Here is a 19,994-nt window from a genome sequence, read left to right on the forward strand (position 1 = left end):
AGTAAATAAGTCTTATTTAACGGATGCTTTTATATAATGTGCAGGTTCAGTGAAGAAACTCATGATGAGCTCTGTTTATTATTGCAACGGTATGATGGTTACGTCTGCTCATCGCTCACAGCGGACCTGACAGGCAGCTGGCTGGTCCGCTGCGTGCCAAAAACAGGCATTGCCAGCTCTAGCATTTTTAGGTTTGTATAGTCGGGCTAACGACCCTACGTGCTGGGGGCAGGTCACATACGCTATGCAGCAGCTCAGCAAAGAGAAGAGCGAACTTGGTTACGGGAAACCGTTATGATGAATAAGGCTCCCATTGAAGGAGCCTTACTTTTTGATAGGGATGATGAATATTATCCGAGGCTTACTGGCTTTACACCTTTCTTCGGCCCGACCATATCCATGTCTTTTTCCTTCTGACCAACTTTGGCAAGTTTGTTGCCGTCGATGGAAGCCCAGAAGTCGAGAGAGCGTCTTGCACCAGCCATAGCTTTATCAGAAGTGATTTTTCTATGTTGTTTGATCATGTTTAACCTCTTTGGCTATAGATCTTATGGATAATTTTATAACAAATGCGTTCATTAAACAAACAGCCCATCGACTGCTGATTGAGATTGTCATTCTTCATCTGGGTCAATGCCATTCACTTTCAATCGTATGGTATTGAGGATGTCGCGCACATCTGCAGACATCTTACTGTGGTCATCCCATACCTGGGCAAATCCGTAGCTCCTATAACGCGGTTGTGCATATTCAGTAGGATCTTGAATATAGACGTCGTCAAGCTCCGCGATCTGGCAGAAGGTAGTCGCGTAAATAAGTGCGATGATCAATACGTTGCCTGTTAGGTCGGTATCTTCATCTGAAATGAAGTTTTCTAACATGCAAATTGAGAATTGCTCACGGCGCCAGTCGTATTTACAAATGATAACCGCATGAAGCTGTTCCGGCTCATCACGGTCGATCAGCTTTAAAGTTATATCCAGTATTCCGTCTTCAGAGTTACCGCTATAGGTCTGCATCGCCCATCGCCAGTCCAAGGGGCTTTGTAAATTTGCGTCTTCAAGCTGGCGTCTCTCTTCGTCGCTCAAAACGCCTACTGAGATATTAGTCCATCCAAGTATTTCAATAGCTTCTTGTGTTGTTGCCAGGCAATGATCATGTATTTGCTGAGTAGATAGGAAGCTCACTTCATGTCGTCCTTTTCTTCTATCCCATGGCTAATATATCGTTCAGGTGTGAAAGTAGGCGAGTTATTCTGACCTGCCCCCCCGCTATACGTGGTTTTAGAGGGCTGACGTGACCTGTTCCCAGTTGATTGACACACGGCATGTTAGCAAGATTCATGGTGACTCAATTACGAACGTCTGCTGATCGCTAAAAGCAGCCCGAACACCTGGTTTAATATCCCCTGCAATTCCAAAATTCAATTTTCACTATATAGTGATTTGCGCCGAAGACTTTCAGTTTCCAATAATTAAGCAAGGTTTTACTGTTGACTTATCCAGTACTTTTAGCAGAAGGTAGAGAGGTAAAAAGATTCGCCCCCGAATGGTGCACGAACACCAAAAGAGGGCTAACCACAAACGTTAACTTATAAGGAGTAACGCTATGGCTGTTGCCAATAGTAACACATTCGCTCGCCCTGAAATCACTGCTGCTCAATCCGTTATTGCGGGGAACATCGCAGCTTTATTAAAAATACCGTTGAGTGCCACGCATGATTTATTCCACGTTGTGGATATTTGCCAACGTTATGCTGATGAGTTAATCGAAGTTAATAATCACGCTGAATATATGGCGTTATGCGGGCGTTTACTGGCGGGGTTGAATGTACTGAAAGTGGTTTTAAAATCACCGTTGCCAAAACATCTTATTGAGCAATTAACGGTGAATGACAATAATTACGATGAATATCACAGTCCACTTTCAACAGATTCAGAGACAACCTGTGAATATTGTTCCGCATTAACCATGGTGTTACTGAACCAACAGATCACGCTGGATCAGCAGGAACACATCAGCGAATTATTATTTGAATTACTGAGCATGCTGGCAGAGGATTTGAAAGCGCCGCGTTTTATCCGCACCACGACAGGGCTGGCAATGATAGAGGGTGAGGCCGTGCCGGGCATTCATTAAACAACGCTAAGGGGCGGTACCTGGTGACAGGTATCGCTGGTGTATCTGCCTTATCCCCCCCTTAAATAACTGACCAAAATAGCGGAATATATTACCGATCAGCATCGTCAATATTAGTTCAAAAAAAAACCATGGTGCACCTGGCTCCCTGGCATTTATGTGATACTGAGCTCGTCGATATTTTATATTTCGCCACATTTATCCCTATTTGGTTAATGATGGCACTCAACAGAAGGACGGTTCTTTAATTTAACGTTATAAACGGGATGGTTATATTCATGCATTACCAACCCATAATCAACAACCAGAAACCATAACTAAGGAGGCATTAATTGAACCATAAATTAGGATCTTTATAAAACAATCTATTACATGGAGTAATAATTTATGTCCATCATTAAACAGACTAATCCCTGGTATATTGGCACTGTATCAGGGATGGCATCCTATATCGACTCGGCCGCGATTGTATCAAGCGGAACCGCTCTGGTTATCTATTCAAAAACGATTGGCGTCACAGCAGGGCAAATCGGTATTTTCTCCGGTGTATTAACACTCTGTATTGCCCTGGGGGCTTTTTTCGGTGGCCGTCTGGGCGACATGTTCGGCAGAAAAAAAGTATTCATCACCACAATGGCAATGATTGTCGTTGGCGCATTGCTAATGGCATTCGGTCGAACATTTCCCCTCTTACTTCTCGGCACCCTTTTATTGGGTCTGGCGACAGGTGCAGATTTACCGGTTTCTCTGGCGACCATCTCGGAGGCGGCAACGGATAAAAATCGCGGTAAAATTATTGGACTGTCTAATCTTTTGTGGGCTGGCGGCGTAAGCGTATCAATGGCCATCGCTTCAGTAGTAGGCAGTTGGGGCATTTTAGGCGCGCAAATTCTTTACTTCCATATTGGAATTACTGGTATCGCATTATTAATTCTGCGCTCGCTTATCCCTGAATCTCCCCTATGGTTGGCCGCACACCATGAACGTCTCTGCGGAGTAAAAACGATTCGCGCCCAAACAGCCTCATTCAAAGATTTATTTAACAGAAAATATCTCACTCCGTTTATCGCACTTTGTCTTTTCTATATGTTGACTAACCTGGCGGCTAACACCAGTGGGCAATTTGGTGCATATATTGCCGTTAATATCGTCGGTATACCGATTGAAACCCACTCATTTTGGAGCTTATTAATGCTTCCGGTATGTATTGTCTCTGGGGTTGCCTTTATGAAACTGGTTGATACACCCAAAAGAATGACCGGATTTATTGTTGGCGCATTTTTCTATACCGCAGGGTTTGTCATGCCGGTTTTATTTAACTTTGCACCCTTCTCCTGGTTCTGCGCCATGTTATTTACCAGCACAGGGGCCGGGCTGGCATTTGAAGGCATTATGAAAGTATGGTCGCAGGAATCATTTCCCACGATGTTACGCTCAACGGCGCAGGGCATCATCGTTGCGGTATCCAGGCTGACCTGCGGGCTACTGGCATTTGTGACCCCCTTATTACTCGAAATGGGAACAACTTTTTTATATACCGTCCTCTCATGTATGGCCGGCGTCGGTATGGTTATCGGTTGGCTCTGCTTTCATGGCAACCAGCGCAATGAGTTTAATTCCGAGGCAGATATTATTCAAAACCATCATTAATACGTAAAAGGACTGACGATAATGCAAAGAAAATATGAAGTGGCTGCATATTATTTCCCAAATTTCCACTGTGATCCCAAAGTAGAGCAATGGCACGGCAAAGGTTGGACCGAATGGGAACTGGTGAAAAATGCTACGCCACGGTTTGTCGGCCATATGCAACCTAAAGTGCCGCTATGGGGTTATGAAGATGAAGCTGACCCGGTGGTTATGGAAAAGAAAATTAACGCAGCCGCCGGGCACGGGATCTCTGCCTTTATCTTTGACTGGTACTGGCACCAGGAGGGGCCATTTCTTGAACGCTGTCTTGACGAAGGCTATTTAAACGCCGCCAACAATAGTGATGTTAAATTTGCCATTATGTGGGCCAACCATGACTGGCTGGAGATTCATCCGGCTACCCGTTATCAGCCTTACCCTACCCGCCTCACGGGGGCTGTCTCCGAGCGGGTATTTATAGAAGCAACCGAGCATATTATTGAACGCTATTTCACTCATCCTTCTTACTGGAAGATAGACGGGAAATTTTATTTTTCGATTTACGAGATGATGAGCCTGGTTAAAGGCCTGGGTGGACTGAGCAATACCAAAAGAGTGCTGGAGGATTTTCGAGCAAAAATTCGCGCGCGCGGGCTGGGCGAATTGCATCTCAATGCCGTGGTATGGGGTATAGAAACCTTACCAACCGAAAATACGCTTACCGATCCTGATAAGGTGATTGAGTATCTGGGAATTGACAGCGTGACCAGCTACGTGTGGGTTCATCATATTACACCGGGTCATTTTCCTGATTGCCCCTACAGCGAGATCCGCGAATGCGCCAAAGACGAACATGCACGCTTGAGCAGCCAACACGCGCTCCCTTATATCCCCAACGTAACAGTGGGCTGGGATTCTTCCCCCAGAACGGTGCAAACCGACTGCTTCGATGACATTGGCTATCCCTGGTTCCCGGTGTATACGGATAATTCCCCTGCGGAATTCGAAAAGGCGCTGCAGGACGTTAAGAACTTTATGGATACAGAAAAATCGGTATTTCCCGTTTGTACGATCAACGCGTGGAACGAATGGACGGAAGGGAGCTATCTCGAGCCAGACACCGTTAATGGTTTTAGCTACTTAGCAGCCGGCAAAAAAGTATTTGGCTAAAGTAATGTATCCAGAGGCGCTTCCCGGTGCGGAATTTTATCTCCGCATCGTTCTCACTTTTATCATGTCAGGAAACAGGACAATCTGGCATTAACAATCGCCACGCAACCGTTTTCCTTGCTGCATGTTCATGCTATTCTCTGAGCCCTTCTGACCGACCGAGCCACGTTCGGTGATGTTTGCATACCCACAGGAGTTTTGAGACGCATGTCCTCCAACCAGACCCCGGCGCGTATCGCCATTGTCATGGGTTCCAAAAGTGACTGGGCCACCATGCAGTTTGCCGCAGAAATCCTCACCGCCCTTGATGTCCCACACCACGTTGAAGTGGTTTCCGCACACCGCACTCCCGATAAACTCTTCAGCTTTGCCGAACAGGCGAGCAGCAACGGTTATCAGGTGATTATTGCAGGTGCAGGCGGTGCGGCGCATTTACCGGGTATGATCGCGGCGAAAACCCTGGTTCCGGTGCTGGGTGTGCCAGTCCAGAGCGCGGCTTTAAGCGGCGTCGACAGTCTCTACTCTATTGTACAAATGCCACGCGGTATTCCGGTCGGCACGCTGGCAATCGGCAAAGCCGGTGCGGCCAACGCTGCTTTACTGGCGGCGCAAATTCTCGCTCTGCACGATAAAGGTCTCAGTCAGCGCCTGGCAGACTGGCGTCAAAGCCAGACCGACGAAGTGCTGGAAAACCCGGACCCACGGGGTGAAGCATGAAACGCGTTTGCGTGTTGGGTAACGGTCAGTTAGGCAGAATGCTGCGCCAGGCGGGCGAACCGCTGGGCATCGCGGTTTATCCGGTGGGTCTTGACGCTGAACCTGAAGCCGTACCATTTGCGCAAAGTGTTATCACCGCAGAAATTGAGCGCTGGCCTGAAACCGCCCTCACCCGCGAACTGGCGCGCCACAATGCGTTTGTGAACCGCGATGTTTTCCCGATTATTGCCGACCGCCTGACGCAAAAACAGCTGTTCGATAAACTCGAACTGGCGACCGCGCCGTGGCAGTTGCTTTCCAGCCGCGACCAATGGGCTGACGTGTTCCACAACCTTGGCGAACTGGCGATTGTGAAGCGTCGCGTTGGCGGTTACGACGGACGCGGACAGTGGCGTTTGCGCAGCGATGAAACCAGCCAATTGCCCGATGAGTGCTACGGCGAGTGTATCGTTGAGCAAGGCATTAACTTTTCCGGCGAAGTTTCACTGGTTGGCGCACGCGGGCATGATGGCAGCACGGTGTTTTATCCGCTAACTCACAACCTGCATCAGGACGGTATTCTGCGCACCAGCGTAGTTTTCCCGCAGGCAAACATTGAGCAACAGCAGCAAGCGGAAGCGATGCTTTCGGCAATTCTGCATGAGCTGAACTATGTCGGCGTGATGGCGATGGAGTGCTTCGTCACGCCTGCCGGGTTGCTGATTAACGAACTGGCACCGCGCGTGCACAACAGCGGCCACTGGACACAAAACGGCGCATCTATCAGCCAGTTTGAGCTGCATCTGCGCGCCATTGTTGATCTGCCGTTGCCGCAACCTGTCGTTAATTCACCGTCAGTAATGATCAACCTTATCGGTACCGATTTAAATTACGACTGGCTGAAACTGCCGTTGGTGCATTTACACTGGTACGACAAAGACGTGCGTGAAGGTCGTAAAGTCGGCCATCTCAATCTCAATGACAGCGATAACGACAGACTGGGTGCAACGCTTGAAGCGCTGGTGCCGTTGTTACCCGTGGAATACGCCAGCGGGATTGCCTGGGCGCAGAGCAAACTCTAATCACAGCGGCGGGTAGCGTTAATCGCTTACCCGCCCTGCCATTCCAGCCCCTTCCTTTCTTTTTTGCATGCAAAAGCGCACAATCCCCAGCGTTTCTGGCCTCACTCGCTTTAAGGTTATCCATGCAAAACGCTCGTCCCAATACTCAACATTATGAACATCTGCTGCGCGCCGATATTCCGCTTATCGACGTGCGTGCGCCGGTTGAATTCGCTCAGGGAACAATGCCTGCCGCAGTAAATTTACCGTTGATGTCAGACGACGAACGTGTCGCGGTAGGCACTTGTTACAAGCAACACGGTCAACAAGCCGCGATTGAATTGGGCCACAGTCTGGTGCATGGCGATATCCGCGAAGCCCGTTTAGAGAAGTGGCTGGAACAATGCCGCCAAAACCCACAAGGATACCTGTGTTGTGCCAGAGGCGGCCTGCGTTCCCACCTGGTTCAACAGTGGTTGCATGAAGCGGGTGTCGACTATCCGCTGGTTGAAGGTGGTTATAAAGCGCTGCGCCATTATGCGATGGGCGTGATTGAATCCCGCTCGCGCTGGCCGATGGTGCTGGTCAGTGGCAACACTGGCGGCGGCAAAACGATCCTTATCCGTTCGCTGCCAACCGGCGTCGATCTTGAAGGGCTGGCACACCATCGTGGTTCGTCATTTGGCCGCACCATTGTCGAACAACCTTCGCAAACCAATTTCGAAAATAGCCTCGCAGTGACGTTACTCAAAAAAAGTGATGGCGCGGAAGTGACGTGGGTTGTCGAAGATGAAGGCCGAATGATTGGCTCGCGCCACATCCCGGAGTGTTTCAGAGAGCAGATGCAACGCTCACCGATTGTGGTGATTGAAGATCCCTTCGAGCAGCGTTTAGAGCGTCTAAAAACCGAATATTTCCTGCAAATGAGCGAAGCATTTTTGTCGGTGAGCTATGAAGAAACCGCATGGCTTAACTACGGCGAATATCTGCATCACGGCCTGTTTGCCATTCGCCGCCGTTTAGGGATGGAACGTTTTGCGCAGTTCAGCGCACTGCTGGATGACGCGCTAGAATTGCAACGAAAAACCGGTTCGGTGGAGGGGCATCTGGCCTGGCTTTCGCCGCTGCTCGAAGAGTATTACGACCCGATGTACCGCTACCAGCTCAGCAAAAAAGCCGACAATATTGTGTTTCGTGGTGACTATCAGCAGGTAGAAGCCTGGCTTAACAACAATATTTAAATCAAACAGGCTAATGCCAAACACAACATTAGCCCGTGAATAACCCGCTACGAAGCGACAAACTGGCGGAATAACGCCTTACCTTTCAGTAAGCGCACACCTAACCAGCCGCCGCACAGTGACAGCAGCACCGCGCCGCTCACTGGCAGAATGACCCATAGCCGCCAGTCAGGCTCCCATGGGAAATCAAACACCCGCGTCTGCAACAGCCCCAGCGCGGTTTCAGCCCCCATGGCGGCAACCAGCCCGGAGACAAACCCCAGCACCGCAAACTCACACCACAACGTGGTGCGCAGTAGGCGTTTTCCGGCTCCCAGCGTGCGATACACCACCAGTTCTTGATGGCGCTGGCGCATTCCAACCTGAACCTGTGCCAGCAACAGCAACACGCCGCAAGCGGTAACCAGCACGACCATCACTTCCAGCGCCCGGCTAACCTGCTCCAGCACCTGCCCAACCTGGCGTAATATCGCGCCAATATCCAGCAAGCTAACCGTTGGGAATTCACGGTTCAGCTGCGTCAACATGCCGTTCTTTCCTTCCAGACGGAAACTGGTTAACCAACTTTGTGGCTGATTATCCAAAGCGCCTGGCGGGAAGATAAAGTAGAAATTAGGCCGCAGGCTCTCCCAGTCAACTTTGCGCAAACTGGTCACTTTGGCGGAAAAATCCTGAGTATCGCCCATAAACGTGACGGTATCGCCAAGCCCGATACTCAACCGTTTTGCCACACCTTCATCCATGGAAACTTCGCCCGCTTTTGGCGGCCAGCTCCCCGCAAGAATCGGGTTATGCGTCGGCTTCTGGCTTTGCCATGTCAGGTTTAGCTCGCGGTTAAGGGCTTCATCCGGGTTACCTTCCGTAGATTTACCGTTTATCGCCGTCATACGCACGCGCACAATCGGGTAGAACGACTCGGGGATAATCTGGTGTTCAGCCAAAAACTCTTTCACCGGCTGTACCTGTTCAGTAGCTATGTTTAGCAGGAAATAGTTCGGGCTTTCTGGCGGTAATTGTTGCTGCCAACGGTCGAGTAAATCGCCACGCAGCACCAGCAATAATGCCAGTAACATAAACGACAGCGAGAACGCAGCCAGTTGGCTCAACGTTGCCCAGGGCTGGCGCAACAAGCGGTTCACGGCCAGACGCAACGCGAGGTTTTTTAGCGTCAGTTTTTTCAATAACCGTAATACGCCCCAACCAACAATGCCGCACAACGCGGCCAGAACCACGGTTCCCGCCAGCACCGCCCACAGCAACGTGCTTCCGCCCATCAGTAACGCTAACAGGGCCACCACCACGATAGTAATAATCGGCAAGTAGATTTTCAGCGGCCAGACGTTTGCCACCGCATCACGGCGTAACACCCGCAACGGTTGTGTTGCCAGCAATAAACGATACGGGCGCAGACCCACCAGCAGCGAAATCACCACCATCGAACCAATAGCCCAGATCCAGGGCCACAGACTTGCAGGCGGAAGTGCCGCTGGCAAAACCGGTTTTAGCAGGCGCATTAACACGGCTTCAAACACCAGGCCAGCCGCACCACCGGTAATTGCAGCGAGTGCTAAAACCATCAGCCACTGGCCGATAATCAACTTACGTAGTGCCGCGCGCCCTGCCCCAAGGGTTTTCAGAATAGCCACTAAATCGTAGCGGCTGCGGCAGTAATGGTTCATCGCTACAGCAACGGCGGCCACCGCCAACAGCAGCGTCAGCAGTGCGGAAAGCAGCAAAAATTGCTGTGACCGTTCGAGGGATTTGCCGAGCGCGCCGTCATCTTGCTCCATGCCGTACCAGCGTTGTTCAGGCTTCAGTTTCGGTAGCAGGTAGTTTTCAAATTTATCGAGCTGTTGCGGTGTGCCACCAAATTTGTAGCGCCAGGTGATGCGGCTTCCCGGCTGTACCGCGCCGGTTTTTTCCACATCAGCCAGGTTCATCATTAAACGTGGTGCCATCTGGAAGGGATTAAAACCAGAATCAGGTTCCTGAATCACTTCGCCCGCAATACGCAAAGTGGTGTCGCCAACATCCAGCGAATCCCCGACTTTGAGATTGAGCAGTGCCATTAAACGCGGTGCCAGCAACACACTGCCTGGCTCAGGTTTCAGCCCTGGCGGGTTGGTATCGAGCTGACCATACATCGGGTAGACACCATCGACCGCCTTTACCGATGCCAGTTGTGGCGTATCGCCAGCAAATGTCATGGTCGCGAAGGTCAGTTGCTTGCCGACTTTCAGACCCGTTTTTTGTGCCTGGTCCAGCCATTCTTGCGGCACCTCCCGGGCGCTTCTCAGGGCGCGGTCGCCTGCCATAAAGTCGCGGCTTTGCTGATTTAACCCTTGTTCCATGCGATCGCTGATATTGCCCAGCGCCAGCACACACGCCACCGCCAGGCTCAATGCCAGCCAGACAATCAATAACGAAGGCGAGCGCCATTCACGCCAGAACCAGCGGGCAATCATGCTTCCTCCCACAATTGACCTTCGCGCAGGCGCAAGCGGCGGTCGCAGCGGGCAGCTAGTTGTTCATCGTGTGTCACGAGGATTAGCGTAGTGGCGAAATCACGGTTTAACGAAAAGAGTAAATCGGCAATGCGGTCGCCCGTGTGGCGGTCGAGATTGCCGGTCGGTTCATCGGCAAACAGCACGGCAGGGCGCCCATTAAATGCACGAGCCAGCGCCACGCGCTGCTGTTCACCACCTGAAAGCTGAGCCGGAAGGTGATCGAGGCGTTTGCCCAGGCCAAGTTGTTCGAGCAACGCTTTTGCCTGGGCACGGCTTGAAGCATCGTTTTCACCGCGTAACAAAGCAGGAAGCTCGACGTTTTCCAGCGCGTTTAGCGTTGGCACTAACATGAATGACTGGAACACAAAGCCGACGTTTTTCGCCCGCAGTGCCGCTCGGGCTTCTTCATCCATTGAGTGTAACGGCTGGCCGCACAGGTGAACTTCCCCGTCACTACCATCATCCAGCCCCGCCAGAATCGCCAGTAGTGTAGACTTCCCGGAGCCTGATTCACCGATTAACGCGATGGTCTGCGCCGGTTTGACAACCAGCTCAACTCCGGTAAGGATGGAGAGCTGATGTTCCCCAGTTCCTACGGACTTACTAAGATGATGAACTTCAACAATGTTTTCCGCTGGCATTTGCCCTTCCTGTTTCTGGCTTTCTTGACCATTCGCGCCGCACACGCGGACACGTTGTTGATTCTGGGTGATAGCCTGAGCGCCGGTTACAGAATGTCGGCAACCGCGGCCTGGCCTGCGCTACTGGATACAAAATGGCAGCAGCAAAATACCAAAGTCGTGAACGCCAGTATTAGTGGCGACACCGCGCCACAAGGGCTGGCACGGCTACCGGCGCTGCTGAAACAGCATCAGCCTCGCTGGGTATTAATTGAACTTGGCGGCAACGATGGTCTGCGTGGTTTCCAGCCGCAAGCCATCGAAAAAAGTCTGCGCCAGATAATCACCGATGTGAAAACGGCAAAGGCACAACCCTTGCTGATGCAAATACGTCTGCCCGCAAACTATGGCCGTCGTTATAATGAGGCGTTTAGCGCTATTTATCCGCAACTTGCCAAAGAGTTTTCGATTCCTCTGCTGCCATTTTTTATGGAAGAGATTTATTTGAAACCGCAATGGATGCAGGATGACGGTATCCATCCTAATAGTGATGCTCAACCGTTTATCGCCGACTGGATGTCTTCCCGTCTGGCTCCTTTAGTAAAACACGACTCATGAACAAGCGGAGCTTCGCGCGGGTAAAGTTATGCAAAAATCAGTTTTAATTACAGGTTGTTCCAGCGGTATTGGCCTGGCCTGCGCACAAGATTTAAAACAACAGGGTTACCGCGTTCTGGCGGCCTGCCGCAAGAGCGAAGATGTTGAACGCATGAATCAAGCCGGATTTACCGGTATCCTGCTCGATCTCGATTCGCCTGAAAGCGTGCAAGCGGCGGCGGCAGAAGTCATCAAACTGACGGGGAATCGCCTATTTGGGCTGTTTAATAATGGTGGGTTTGGTGTCTATGGGCCGCTACAAACGCTTTCCCGCGAACAGCTTGAGCAACAGTTTTCCACCAATTTATTCGGCACTCACCAACTGACAATGTTGTTGCTTCCCGCTATGTTGCCGCACCGCGAAGGGCGCATTGTGATGACCAGCTCGGTAATGGGGCTGGTTTCAACACCTGGCCGTGGCGCGTATGCCGCCAGTAAATACGCGCTGGAGGCATGGTCGGATGCGCTGCGCATGGAGCTGCATCACAGCGGCATCAAAGTCAGTTTGATAGAGCCTGGTCCTATCCGCACGCAGTTCACGCAAAACGTCAACCAGACTCAGGCCGACCATCCGGTAGAAAATCCGGGGATCGCCGCACGCTTTACGCTTGGCCCAGAAGCGGTAGTGGAAAAAGTGCGCCATGCTTTTGCAAGCCCGAACCCAAAATTACGCTATCCGGTGACGCTGGTCGCCCATGCTTTAACGTGGTTACGCCGCCTGTTACCAGGCCGTATGTTGGATAAAATTTTACGTGGTTAGTTGAAGCGCCTGCAGCCAACCCCCATGTAAATATTAAATATTTAAAAGAGAGTTAAGCCATGTCTGCACCGTACAATATTGATATCACCGAAGCGAACCTACACCAGACGCTGGAACAATCCGTGACCACACCGATTCTGTTCTACTTCTGGTCGGCGCGCAGCCAGCATTGCGAACAGTTAACACCGGTTCTGGATAAGCTTGCCGCGCAGTATCAGGGCCAGTTTATTCTCGCCAAAGTGGATTGTGATGCCGAGCAAATGGTCGCGTCACAATTTGGCTTACGCAGCATTCCTACCGTTTACCTGTTCCAGAATGGCCAACCGGTAGACGGTTTCCAGGGGCCACAGCCCGAAGAAGCGATTCGCGCTCTGTTGGAAAAAGTGCTGCCACGCGAAGAAGAGTTGAAAGCGCAAGAAGCGATGCTGCTGATGCAGGAAGGCAAACATGCTGAAGCGCTGCCGTTGCTTAAAGATGCGTGGCAACTGTCAAACCAAAACAGCGAAATCGGCCTGATGCTGGCGGAAGTGCAGATTGCGCTGAACCGCAGCGAAGAGGCTGAAGCGGTGCTGAAAACCGTTCCTTTGCAGGACCAGGACAGCCGCTATCAAGGCCTCGTTGCCCAGATTGATTTGCTCAAACAAGCTGCTGACACCCCAGAGATTCAATTGCTACAACAACAAGTTGAGCAAGATCCTGAAAATGCGCTGTTAGCCAGCCAACTGGCGCTGCAACTGCATCAGGTTGGGCGGAATGAAGAAGCACTGGAATTGCTGTATACCCACCTGAAGAAAGATCTCGGGGCTGCAGACGGCCAGGTGCGCAAAATGATGATGGAAATCCTCGCAGCCCTGGGGACAGGTGATGCGTTGGCATCGAAGTATCGCCGCCAGATTTATTCACTGCTGTATTAAGTGCTTATTGAGTAAATTCCCTCTTCGCTATACCCGTTAGCATTCGAGTTGCAGCCAACACCCCTGCAGCTTGAAGGATGACGGGTATAGCAGGAAGTCACAGAATGTTTCCGCGTTAAGGGTTAGACTTACATCAAATAAACAATGGAGGTTTTTTTGATGCTAATCGTCATTCCTGTACTAATCCTCGTCGCGCTGATCATCGTCGGCGCCGGGGTAAAAATCGTGCCACAAGGCTACCAATGGACCGTGGAGCGCTTCGGCCGTTACACCAAAACTCTGATGCCGGGCTTAAGCCTTGTGGTGCCATTTATGGACCGCGTTGGCCGCAAAATCAATATGATGGAGCAAGTGCTCGACATCCCGTCCCAGGAAATCATTTCTAAAGATAACGCCAACGTCGCTATCGACGCCGTGTGTTTTATCCAGGTCGTTGACGCCCCACGTGCAGCGTATGAAGTCAGCAATCTTGAGCTGGCGATCATGAACCTCACCATGACAAATATTCGTACTGTGTTGGGTTCGATGGAGCTGGACGAAATGCTGTCGCAGCGTGACAACATCAATACTCGCCTGCTGCATATCGTCGATGAAGCGACCAATCCTTGGGGCATCAAAATCACCCGTATCGAGATTCGGGACGTGCGCCCACCGGCTGAACTGATTGATGCGATGAATGCGCAGATGAAAGCCGAGCGAACCAAACGCGCCTACATTCTGGAAGCCGAAGGGATCCGTCAGGCTGAAATTGTGAAAGCTGAGGGTGACAAGCAATCGAAAATCCTGAAAGCCGAAGGTGAACGCCAGTCAGCATTCCTGCAAGCTGAAGCCCGTGAGCGTAGTGCTGAAGCGGAAGCCCGTGCCACGCAAATGGTCTCTGAAGCGATCGCCAAAGGCGATATTCAGGCAATTAACTACTTTGTTGCCCAGAAATATACCGATGCGCTGCAACAGATTGGTTCTGCCAATAACAGCAAAGTGGTGCTAATGCCGCTGGATGCCACCAGCCTGATGGGCTCGATTGCCGGGATCAGCGAACTTATCGCGCAAAGCGGTACTGAGCGTAAAAAATGATAGCCCTGCTGTTTTCCCACGCGCACATCTTCTGGCTGACGCTAGGCGGTTTACTGTTGGCGGCTGAAATGCTCGGTGCCAGCGGTTATCTACTGTGGTGTGGCGTGGCGGCGGTATTAACCGGTTTGCTGGTTTGGGTCGTGCCGTTGGGCTGGGAATGGCAAGGCGTTTGCTTTGCTGTTTTAACGATGGTCGCCGCATTTTTGTGGTGGCGCTGGCTGTCGACGCGTAAACAGCAGGAACCCGGCGAAGTGCTCAATCAGCGTGGTCACCAACTTATTGGTCGGCATCTGCGTCTGGAAACTGATTTGGTCAACGGACGCGGTCATGTGCGCGTCGCGGATAGCTCATGGCCGGTAATGGCCGACAGCGATTTAGTGGCCGGTACAGAGATCGTCGTGATAGCAGTTGAAGGGATTACCTTGAAGGTTCAGGCGGTATAATTTCGGTACCAGATTTACTTTTCAAAAAACGTGTAACTTGTTATGCCGCTTGCGTAAAAACAAGCGGCATTTATCTTTCTATGGCTCCCGCTTTACCCATCCTGCCAAGCGACAGAAACTGCGAATCATGCACATTTAATTCATGTTACTAATCTATTTCCCTCACTCATACACAAAATAGATTAAACAACTGATATATAAGTCATATTTTTTCTTTTCTGTTGATTTTTCTTCCGCGAAGTTGCGCCACGTCACAGTACAAGACCCGCATACGATTATGCTTCCGCAGACATCATGTCGGGTTCCCCGGCAACGTTTTTTTGCCTCAGGGAGAGAGCCGTGTCGTTAAAAGGACTGCGTTTTACACTGGAAGTGGAAGGGCTGGAGCCGGACACCTTTGCGGTGGTGAGCTTTCGCCTGCTGCAGCACAACTCCGCTGCATTTGTCCTCGATGCTGACGTCGCCAGCCAGTCTTTCCGCCAGACGGCTGACCCGTTGCTGGAGAAAAACGTCACCCTGACGCTCTGGCAGGGGCAGAAAGTCCTGCGCCATGTCAGCGGCATTATTGCCACCTTCGGCATGAGCGAGCACAACGGCTGGCAGATGCAGTACACCCTGCGTATTCATCCTCCCCTGTGGCGCTGCGGTCTGCGCCAGAACTTCCGCATCTTCCAGCAGCAGGATATTCAGACCATCACCGCCACGTTGCTGGCAGAAAACGGCGTCACCAACTGGACGTCGGTGTTTTATGAATCCCATCCGGCCCGCGAGTTCTGCGCCCAGTACGGGGAAAGTGACTTCGCTTTTTTATCCAGACTGTGGGCCGAAGAAGGCATTTTCTTCTTTGACGACGTCTCCCCGGACGGGGTGCAGCGGCTGATGCTGACTGATGATGTGACCGGCCTGCGCAGGCGCCAGGATGCCTTTCCCTTTAATCCGAATGTATCGACTGGAACCACCACGGAGCACATCAGTGTGTTTCGTCACGAAGCGGGCATTGCGCCATCATCGGTCACCAGCCTGGATTACACCTTTAAGATGCCGGACTGGCCGGGGGTCTATCGCCATAAAGCACAGAGCCTGAATGGCCAGCGCACACAGTATGAAGTGCTGGATTATCCAGGGCGTTTTAAGGATGAACAGCACGGCGAAGATTTCACCCGCTATAAACTGGACGCCTGGCGTAACCAGGCCGAAACCGCCACTGGCACCAGCAACTCTCCGGCGCTGTCGCCTGGCGTGCGTTTCCCCCTTGCCGGCCACCCGATAAAAAGCCACAACCGGCAATGGCAGGTCATCAGCAGTGCGATGACCGGTGAGCAGTCGCAGGCCCTGCACGGCAGTCGCGGCGAGGGCACCACCCTCACCAACCGGTTTGTGGCCATACCGGGAGACCGCACCTGGCGCCCGAATCGCCCGCAGAAACCAAAGGTCGACGGCCCGCAGAGCGCGGTGGTCACCGGTCCGCCGGGGGAGGAAATTTTCTGCGACGAACACGGGCGGGTGCGGGTGAAATTCCGCTGGGACCGTTATCACGGCGAAACAGAAGACAGCTCGTGCTGGATACGGGTGTCGCAGGCGTGGGCCGGTGCCGGCTTCGGTCACCTGGCGATACCGCGTGTCGGCCAGGAAGTGATAGTCGATTTCCTCAACGGCGACCCGGACCAGCCCATCGTCATGGGGCGTACGTATCATGAAGATAACCGCTCACCAGGTAGCCTGCCGGGGACGAAAACCCAGATGACCCTGCGATCGAAAACCTACCAGGGCAGTGGGTTTAATGAACTGAAGTTCGACGATGCGACAGCCAATGAGCAGGTGTATCTCCATGCGCAGAAAAACATGGACACCGAGGTGCTCAATAACCGCACCACTGATGTGAAAGTCAACCACACCGAGACTATTGGTAATAACCAGAGCATCACCGTCGGGCTGGGGCAGACGGTGAAGGTCGGCAAAGAGAATGCCGGCGGGCATGACCAGAACATCACCGTGGCGCACGACCGCAGTATCACGGTACACAATGACCAGACCCTGAAAGTCACCCGTGACCACACCGTGAATACCGGTCGTGATGACGCGCTGACTGTGGCAAATGACCGCAAAGTGACGGTGGAAGGCAGCCAGGCGCACAAAACCACGAAAGACCACCTCAGCCTGGTGGAAGGTAACCACAGCCTGGAGGTCAAAGGTGACCTGGCCCAGAAAGTGGCCGGTGCGCTGGGCACGGATGCACAGGGCGATATCGTGCTGCGGAGCAATACGAAAATCACCCTGAAAATGGGCAGCTCATTTATCGTCATCCATCCCGGCGGTGTGGATATCAGCGGGCTGAAAATCAACCTTAACAGCGGCGGCAGTCCGGGGACACCGGTGCAGACGCAGCTTCCGGCGGTGCTGAGTGCGCTGGCGGATGAGGATGATAATTCACCGAATGAGCCGGAAGATGAGGATGAATCTGACCAGTACAATATCCAGTTTCATTTTGCGAATGATGATGACACTCCTTATCGCCATACCAGATATATCGCTAAGTTTTCTGACGGAACGCAGCAGGAGGGAGTAACTGACAACGAAGGAAATACCAAAAACTTTAATACTGAGGATCAAGCTCAGGTAATTGAAGTCAGGTTGTTAAGCCAGAATATTGATATGATTTTAGGAGGAGTTCATGAGTAAAGAAAAAGGAAGTTCGAAAGGTACGAGTGAGAAAAAGAAACAGTGTATTAAAGAAGTTAAGGTTACTAATCAATTCAAAAAAATGATGAGTGAAGCTCTTGAAGCTACCAGAAAAGTTCTGGATCAGAGACAAAATGATCTAAGCGAAAAAGGATGGAGTAATGAAAAGCAGGAGGAGTTTTATCAAATATTTGGCGTGAAAGATAGTGCAGTGATAACCATCGATAGCGAGGAAGAAAAGAAAAAGGCTAAGGCTGCTGACCCAATTAACCCTATGGATCCCTACATTGAAAAACGGAATATTACAGCCTATATATTTATGCAGGAGAGTGTGGATAGATTAATCAATATATGTGACAGAATATCTGTCGAAAGCGACACTGAAAACAATGATTCAATTCTTCACGGAAATTTTTTAAACACCACCAACCTAAATAAGGGCTCTGCTAGTGTGCCAGCAAATCAGACTCTAGGCCTTAATATTGACCGGTATAATAAAATATTAAGAATAAATATCTATCAGAATTTTATAGGTAAGCCTTTGATGGGTTTTGAGTCCCAAACTTCTACACTTTGCCACGAACTCTCTCATTTTTACCGAAGTGGTGATAATGGCATATTCGGTGGGATGGGAACGATCGATATGTCAAAGAAAGGTAGAGAAAGACTATATTATGAATACGCAAATGAATTAATAGACACTAGTAGTCAATATGTTTTTAAAAACTCATACAATATTGAAAAATATTTTGAATTAGTATTGTAAACACTAAGAAATGAAATCAGAGCGGTAATTTTTCTATTATCTATTACTATACTGTGTAGCATTACTTTGCCAGAGGGTAAAGGTATGAAGTGTTTTCCTGACAAGACTAATACTATGAAAACAAGTTTACTTTGGGTGAGAATAGTATCAACACTATTTGTTTTTATGACTCCTCTGTTTTATGTGTCTGCAAGTGAGGATATGGTTCTTCAAAAATATGTCTATGGATTACGTCAAGTAAAAGAGGAAAAATACTTCCCTCCACTACTTGAACCAGTAAGCAATATAGAATTAAATGAAAACGGGACGATTAAAAAGGTATATTCTTTTTACAACATTAGTGATAACGAAAGTGAATTAGTGCAAGAAAAACATCTGATCAATATTCATTTGGGAGTACGCCAGGAAAACAATCACGCTTTAGCTACAGTCAGTTTTTATAACAGAAGTCAACAATCGTATTTTGTGCATAGAAGCAGACTTGATGAACCCAAAAGCTCACCTTTTTATCCGTTGTGTAGCCATACATTTTCGATAGCTACCGATAATATCCGATTGATTTATCTGGCAAAACGATGTCAGTTTGAAGACGAGAGTAATGATAAAGAATCAAACTGGTTGGAACTTCCAGCAGGTAAAACATTTTCTTATACGGTGATACTTAATGATGCTTATTTATTCCCCCCAGGAAATCGCCGTTACAATATCGGTTCAATGGAGTTCCTTCTGGCAAGTGATATATTTTTCCATGAAAAAAGAGTCAACAAATTTCTTTTTTCTATTCTTGACTGGAAATATTACTCATGTATTACACTAAAAAACGCCAACTATTTAAGAGGAGTTAACGGGTTATGCAAGGTACAATATAGATGGAAAAAAGACACTATTGAAGGATTAATGTATAAATTTTATTATTATGGTTTGAATTCTGACAGTTATTTTGAAATCAGGTCTAATCAGGTTATTGTTGAAATAAATGGGAACAAACTCACATCACCTTATGATATGAAAACAACTCAATTTACAGATTAAAAATATTATTTTAATGGGAATGCACCTGGTCCTTTAAAAGGGAATAAAACTATTTATGATCACTCCATCCTAAAATCGAGACAATGTATCAACATTATGTTAGCTCTTGAACAAAGTGATATATCAGCAGTTATAAATAACCTTACCAGAACAACCTGCGCCCTACCCCTTCTTACAACACCCCGCTAGATTATCAATTATCGGGCAATCCGCGCTATCGTCACCAGGGCAGGATTCGGCAAGCGCCAGCAATTGTTGGCGCATTGCCTGAAGTTCGCTGATGTGTTTTTCAATATCAGCCACTTTTTGCAGTGTTCTGGTTTTCACATCCGCACTGTGCCGTGCCGGGTCGTTGAATAAATTGACCAGTTCACGGCACTCTTCAAGATTAAAGCCCACCTGGCGAGCCTGTCGCAATAAGGTCAGTTCATCAAGATGCTTTTGCGTGTAGCTCCGGTAGCCATTTTCGGCACGAAACGGCGCGGTCACCAGCCCTTTTTCTTCGTAAAAACGAATCGCTTTGCTGGTTAAACCGGTCTTTTTCGCTACATCACTAATATTCATTTTTCCTCCTTGACCTTCCCCTTGATGGAAGGTTTAACCTTT

At 49.9% G+C, this 19,994-nt stretch carries 19 protein-coding genes; 14 read left to right on the top strand and 5 right to left on the bottom strand.

All coding sequences use genetic code 11. From position 1 onward, the window contains the following. Nucleotides 1-350: 350 nt before the first annotated feature. Together MNO13_RS18605 and MNO13_RS18610 are read right to left on the bottom strand one after the other, a co-directional pair. Nucleotides 351-524 (bottom strand): hypothetical protein, encoded by a 174-nt coding sequence (locus MNO13_RS18605; RefSeq protein ID WP_166642060.1) that lies wholly within the window; start codon nucleotides 522-524, stop codon nucleotides 351-353. 90 nt (nucleotides 525-614) lie between these two features. Then, nucleotides 615-1,187 carry a hypothetical protein gene (locus MNO13_RS18610; protein ID WP_241939126.1) on the bottom strand — a complete coding sequence of 191 codons (573 nt, stop codon included), beginning with the start codon at nucleotides 1,185-1,187 and terminating at the stop codon, nucleotides 615-617. 421 nt (nucleotides 1,188-1,608) lie between these two features. Between MNO13_RS18610 and MNO13_RS18615 the strand changes: the two genes are divergently transcribed. The 6 genes from MNO13_RS18615 to mnmH all read left to right on the top strand — a co-directional run bounded on the left by MNO13_RS18615 (nucleotide 1,609) and on the right by mnmH (nucleotide 7,936). Next, nucleotides 1,609-2,139 (top strand): hypothetical protein, encoded by a 531-nt coding sequence (locus MNO13_RS18615; protein WP_241939127.1) that lies wholly within the window; start codon nucleotides 1,609-1,611, stop codon nucleotides 2,137-2,139. Nucleotides 2,140-2,526: 387 nt separating this feature from the next. Further along, nucleotides 2,527-3,789: an MFS transporter gene (locus tag MNO13_RS18620; RefSeq protein WP_241939128.1), complete on the top strand. Its 1,263-nt coding sequence runs from the start codon at nucleotides 2,527-2,529 to the stop codon at nucleotides 3,787-3,789. A gap of 21 nt (nucleotides 3,790-3,810) precedes the next feature. Then, on the top strand, nucleotides 3,811-4,938 hold the full coding sequence (locus MNO13_RS18625) for a glycosyltransferase WbsX family protein (protein ID WP_241939129.1): 1,128 nt from the start codon (nucleotides 3,811-3,813) through the stop codon (nucleotides 4,936-4,938). 207 nt (nucleotides 4,939-5,145) lie between these two features. After that, nucleotides 5,146-5,655, top strand: coding sequence for a 5-(carboxyamino)imidazole ribonucleotide mutase (gene purE / locus MNO13_RS18630; protein ID WP_232886149.1), 510 nt, complete (start codon nucleotides 5,146-5,148; stop codon nucleotides 5,653-5,655). Beyond that, nucleotides 5,652-6,716, top strand: coding sequence for a 5-(carboxyamino)imidazole ribonucleotide synthase (purK, locus tag MNO13_RS18635; RefSeq protein WP_064548977.1), 1,065 nt, complete (start codon nucleotides 5,652-5,654; stop codon nucleotides 6,714-6,716). Before purE ends, purK begins: the two co-directional genes overlap by 4 nt. Before the next feature lie 122 nt (nucleotides 6,717-6,838). After that, nucleotides 6,839-7,936: a tRNA 2-selenouridine(34) synthase MnmH gene (mnmH, locus tag MNO13_RS18640; protein WP_241939130.1), complete on the top strand. Its 1,098-nt coding sequence runs from the start codon at nucleotides 6,839-6,841 to the stop codon at nucleotides 7,934-7,936. Between the two features lie 47 nt (nucleotides 7,937-7,983). Here mnmH and ybbP read toward each other — a convergent pair whose 3' ends face one another. Both ybbP and ybbA read right to left on the bottom strand, forming a co-directional pair. Beyond that, nucleotides 7,984-10,401, bottom strand: a complete 2,418-nt coding sequence (gene ybbP / locus MNO13_RS18645; RefSeq protein ID WP_241939131.1) for a putative ABC transporter permease subunit YbbP — start codon at nucleotides 10,399-10,401, stop codon at nucleotides 7,984-7,986. Further along, nucleotides 10,398-11,084, bottom strand: coding sequence for a putative ABC transporter ATP-binding protein YbbA (gene ybbA, locus MNO13_RS18650; RefSeq protein WP_064548982.1), 687 nt, complete (start codon nucleotides 11,082-11,084; stop codon nucleotides 10,398-10,400). The genes ybbP and ybbA overlap by 4 nt, the downstream gene beginning before the upstream one ends. Here ybbA and tesA point away from each other — a divergent pair. The 8 genes from tesA to MNO13_RS18690 all read left to right on the top strand — a co-directional run bounded on the left by tesA (nucleotide 11,052) and on the right by MNO13_RS18690 (nucleotide 19,388). Further along, on the top strand, nucleotides 11,052-11,681 hold the full coding sequence (gene tesA / locus MNO13_RS18655; protein WP_064548984.1) for a multifunctional acyl-CoA thioesterase I/protease I/lysophospholipase L1: 630 nt from the start codon (nucleotides 11,052-11,054) through the stop codon (nucleotides 11,679-11,681). The genes ybbA and tesA overlap by 33 nt on opposite strands. Before the next feature lie 28 nt (nucleotides 11,682-11,709). After that, the gene (locus MNO13_RS18660) at nucleotides 11,710-12,480 is read left to right on the top strand and encodes an SDR family oxidoreductase (RefSeq protein WP_121814191.1); all 771 of its coding nucleotides are present in this window, start codon (nucleotides 11,710-11,712) and stop codon (nucleotides 12,478-12,480) included. Between the two features lie 59 nt (nucleotides 12,481-12,539). Beyond that, nucleotides 12,540-13,394, top strand: a complete 855-nt coding sequence (locus MNO13_RS18665) for a co-chaperone YbbN (RefSeq protein WP_064548988.1) — start codon at nucleotides 12,540-12,542, stop codon at nucleotides 13,392-13,394. Between the two features lie 159 nt (nucleotides 13,395-13,553). Then, entirely contained in the window at nucleotides 13,554-14,468 is a 915-nt protein-coding gene (locus MNO13_RS18670; protein ID WP_064548991.1) for an SPFH domain-containing protein, read from the top strand. Further along, complete coding sequence (locus tag MNO13_RS18675) at nucleotides 14,465-14,911, top strand: NfeD family protein (protein ID WP_133522355.1); 447 nt, start codon at nucleotides 14,465-14,467, stop codon at nucleotides 14,909-14,911. Before MNO13_RS18670 ends, MNO13_RS18675 begins: the two co-directional genes overlap by 4 nt. A 339-nt stretch (nucleotides 14,912-15,250) precedes the next feature. Next, nucleotides 15,251-17,590, top strand: coding sequence for a type VI secretion system Vgr family protein (locus MNO13_RS18680; protein WP_241939132.1), 2,340 nt, complete (start codon nucleotides 15,251-15,253; stop codon nucleotides 17,588-17,590). Beyond that, nucleotides 17,583-18,356 carry a M35 family metalloendopeptidase gene (locus MNO13_RS18685; protein ID WP_133522353.1) on the top strand — a complete coding sequence of 258 codons (774 nt, stop codon included), beginning with the start codon at nucleotides 17,583-17,585 and terminating at the stop codon, nucleotides 18,354-18,356. The genes MNO13_RS18680 and MNO13_RS18685 overlap by 8 nt, the downstream gene beginning before the upstream one ends. A gap of 114 nt (nucleotides 18,357-18,470) precedes the next feature. Next, nucleotides 18,471-19,388 carry a hypothetical protein gene (locus MNO13_RS18690; protein WP_241939133.1) on the top strand — a complete coding sequence of 306 codons (918 nt, stop codon included), beginning with the start codon at nucleotides 18,471-18,473 and terminating at the stop codon, nucleotides 19,386-19,388. A gap of 162 nt (nucleotides 19,389-19,550) precedes the next feature. Here MNO13_RS18690 and cueR read toward each other — a convergent pair whose 3' ends face one another. Beyond that, the gene (cueR, locus tag MNO13_RS18695) at nucleotides 19,551-19,952 is read right to left on the bottom strand and encodes a Cu(I)-responsive transcriptional regulator (protein ID WP_133522351.1); all 402 of its coding nucleotides are present in this window, start codon (nucleotides 19,950-19,952) and stop codon (nucleotides 19,551-19,553) included. Nucleotides 19,953-19,994 lie beyond the last annotated feature (42 nt).

The sequence above is a fragment of the Buttiauxella ferragutiae genome, assembly GCF_022637515.1.
Lineage (GTDB): Bacteria > Pseudomonadota > Gammaproteobacteria > Enterobacterales > Enterobacteriaceae > Buttiauxella > Buttiauxella ferragutiae.

Excerpts from the sequence above, each read along its gene's own strand:
- MNO13_RS18605 (WP_166642060.1), bottom strand. The coding sequence starts at position 524 with ATGATCAAACAACATAGAAAAATCACTTCTGATAAAGCTATGGCTGGT.
- MNO13_RS18615 (WP_241939127.1), top strand. The coding sequence starts at position 1,609 with ATGGCTGTTGCCAATAGTAACACATTCGCTCGCCCTGAAATCACTGCT.
- MNO13_RS18620 (WP_241939128.1), top strand. The coding sequence starts at position 2,527 with ATGTCCATCATTAAACAGACTAATCCCTGGTATATTGGCACTGTATCA.
- MNO13_RS18625 (WP_241939129.1), top strand. The coding sequence starts at position 3,811 with ATGCAAAGAAAATATGAAGTGGCTGCATATTATTTCCCAAATTTCCAC.
- purE (WP_232886149.1), top strand. The coding sequence starts at position 5,146 with ATGTCCTCCAACCAGACCCCGGCGCGTATCGCCATTGTCATGGGTTCC.
- purK (WP_064548977.1), top strand. The coding sequence starts at position 5,652 with ATGAAACGCGTTTGCGTGTTGGGTAACGGTCAGTTAGGCAGAATGCTG.
- mnmH (WP_241939130.1), top strand. The coding sequence starts at position 6,839 with ATGCAAAACGCTCGTCCCAATACTCAACATTATGAACATCTGCTGCGC.
- ybbP (WP_241939131.1), bottom strand. The coding sequence starts at position 10,401 with ATGATTGCCCGCTGGTTCTGGCGTGAATGGCGCTCGCCTTCGTTATTG.
- tesA (WP_064548984.1), top strand. The coding sequence starts at position 11,052 with ATGATGAACTTCAACAATGTTTTCCGCTGGCATTTGCCCTTCCTGTTT.
- ybbA (WP_064548982.1), bottom strand. The coding sequence starts at position 11,084 with ATGCCAGCGGAAAACATTGTTGAAGTTCATCATCTTAGTAAGTCCGTA.
- MNO13_RS18660 (WP_121814191.1), top strand. The coding sequence starts at position 11,710 with ATGCAAAAATCAGTTTTAATTACAGGTTGTTCCAGCGGTATTGGCCTG.
- MNO13_RS18665 (WP_064548988.1), top strand. The coding sequence starts at position 12,540 with ATGTCTGCACCGTACAATATTGATATCACCGAAGCGAACCTACACCAG.
- MNO13_RS18670 (WP_064548991.1), top strand. The coding sequence starts at position 13,554 with ATGCTAATCGTCATTCCTGTACTAATCCTCGTCGCGCTGATCATCGTC.
- MNO13_RS18675 (WP_133522355.1), top strand. The coding sequence starts at position 14,465 with ATGATAGCCCTGCTGTTTTCCCACGCGCACATCTTCTGGCTGACGCTA.
- MNO13_RS18685 (WP_133522353.1), top strand. The coding sequence starts at position 17,583 with ATGAGTAAAGAAAAAGGAAGTTCGAAAGGTACGAGTGAGAAAAAGAAA.
- MNO13_RS18690 (WP_241939133.1), top strand. The coding sequence starts at position 18,471 with ATGAAAACAAGTTTACTTTGGGTGAGAATAGTATCAACACTATTTGTT.
- cueR (WP_133522351.1), bottom strand. The coding sequence starts at position 19,952 with ATGAATATTAGTGATGTAGCGAAAAAGACCGGTTTAACCAGCAAAGCG.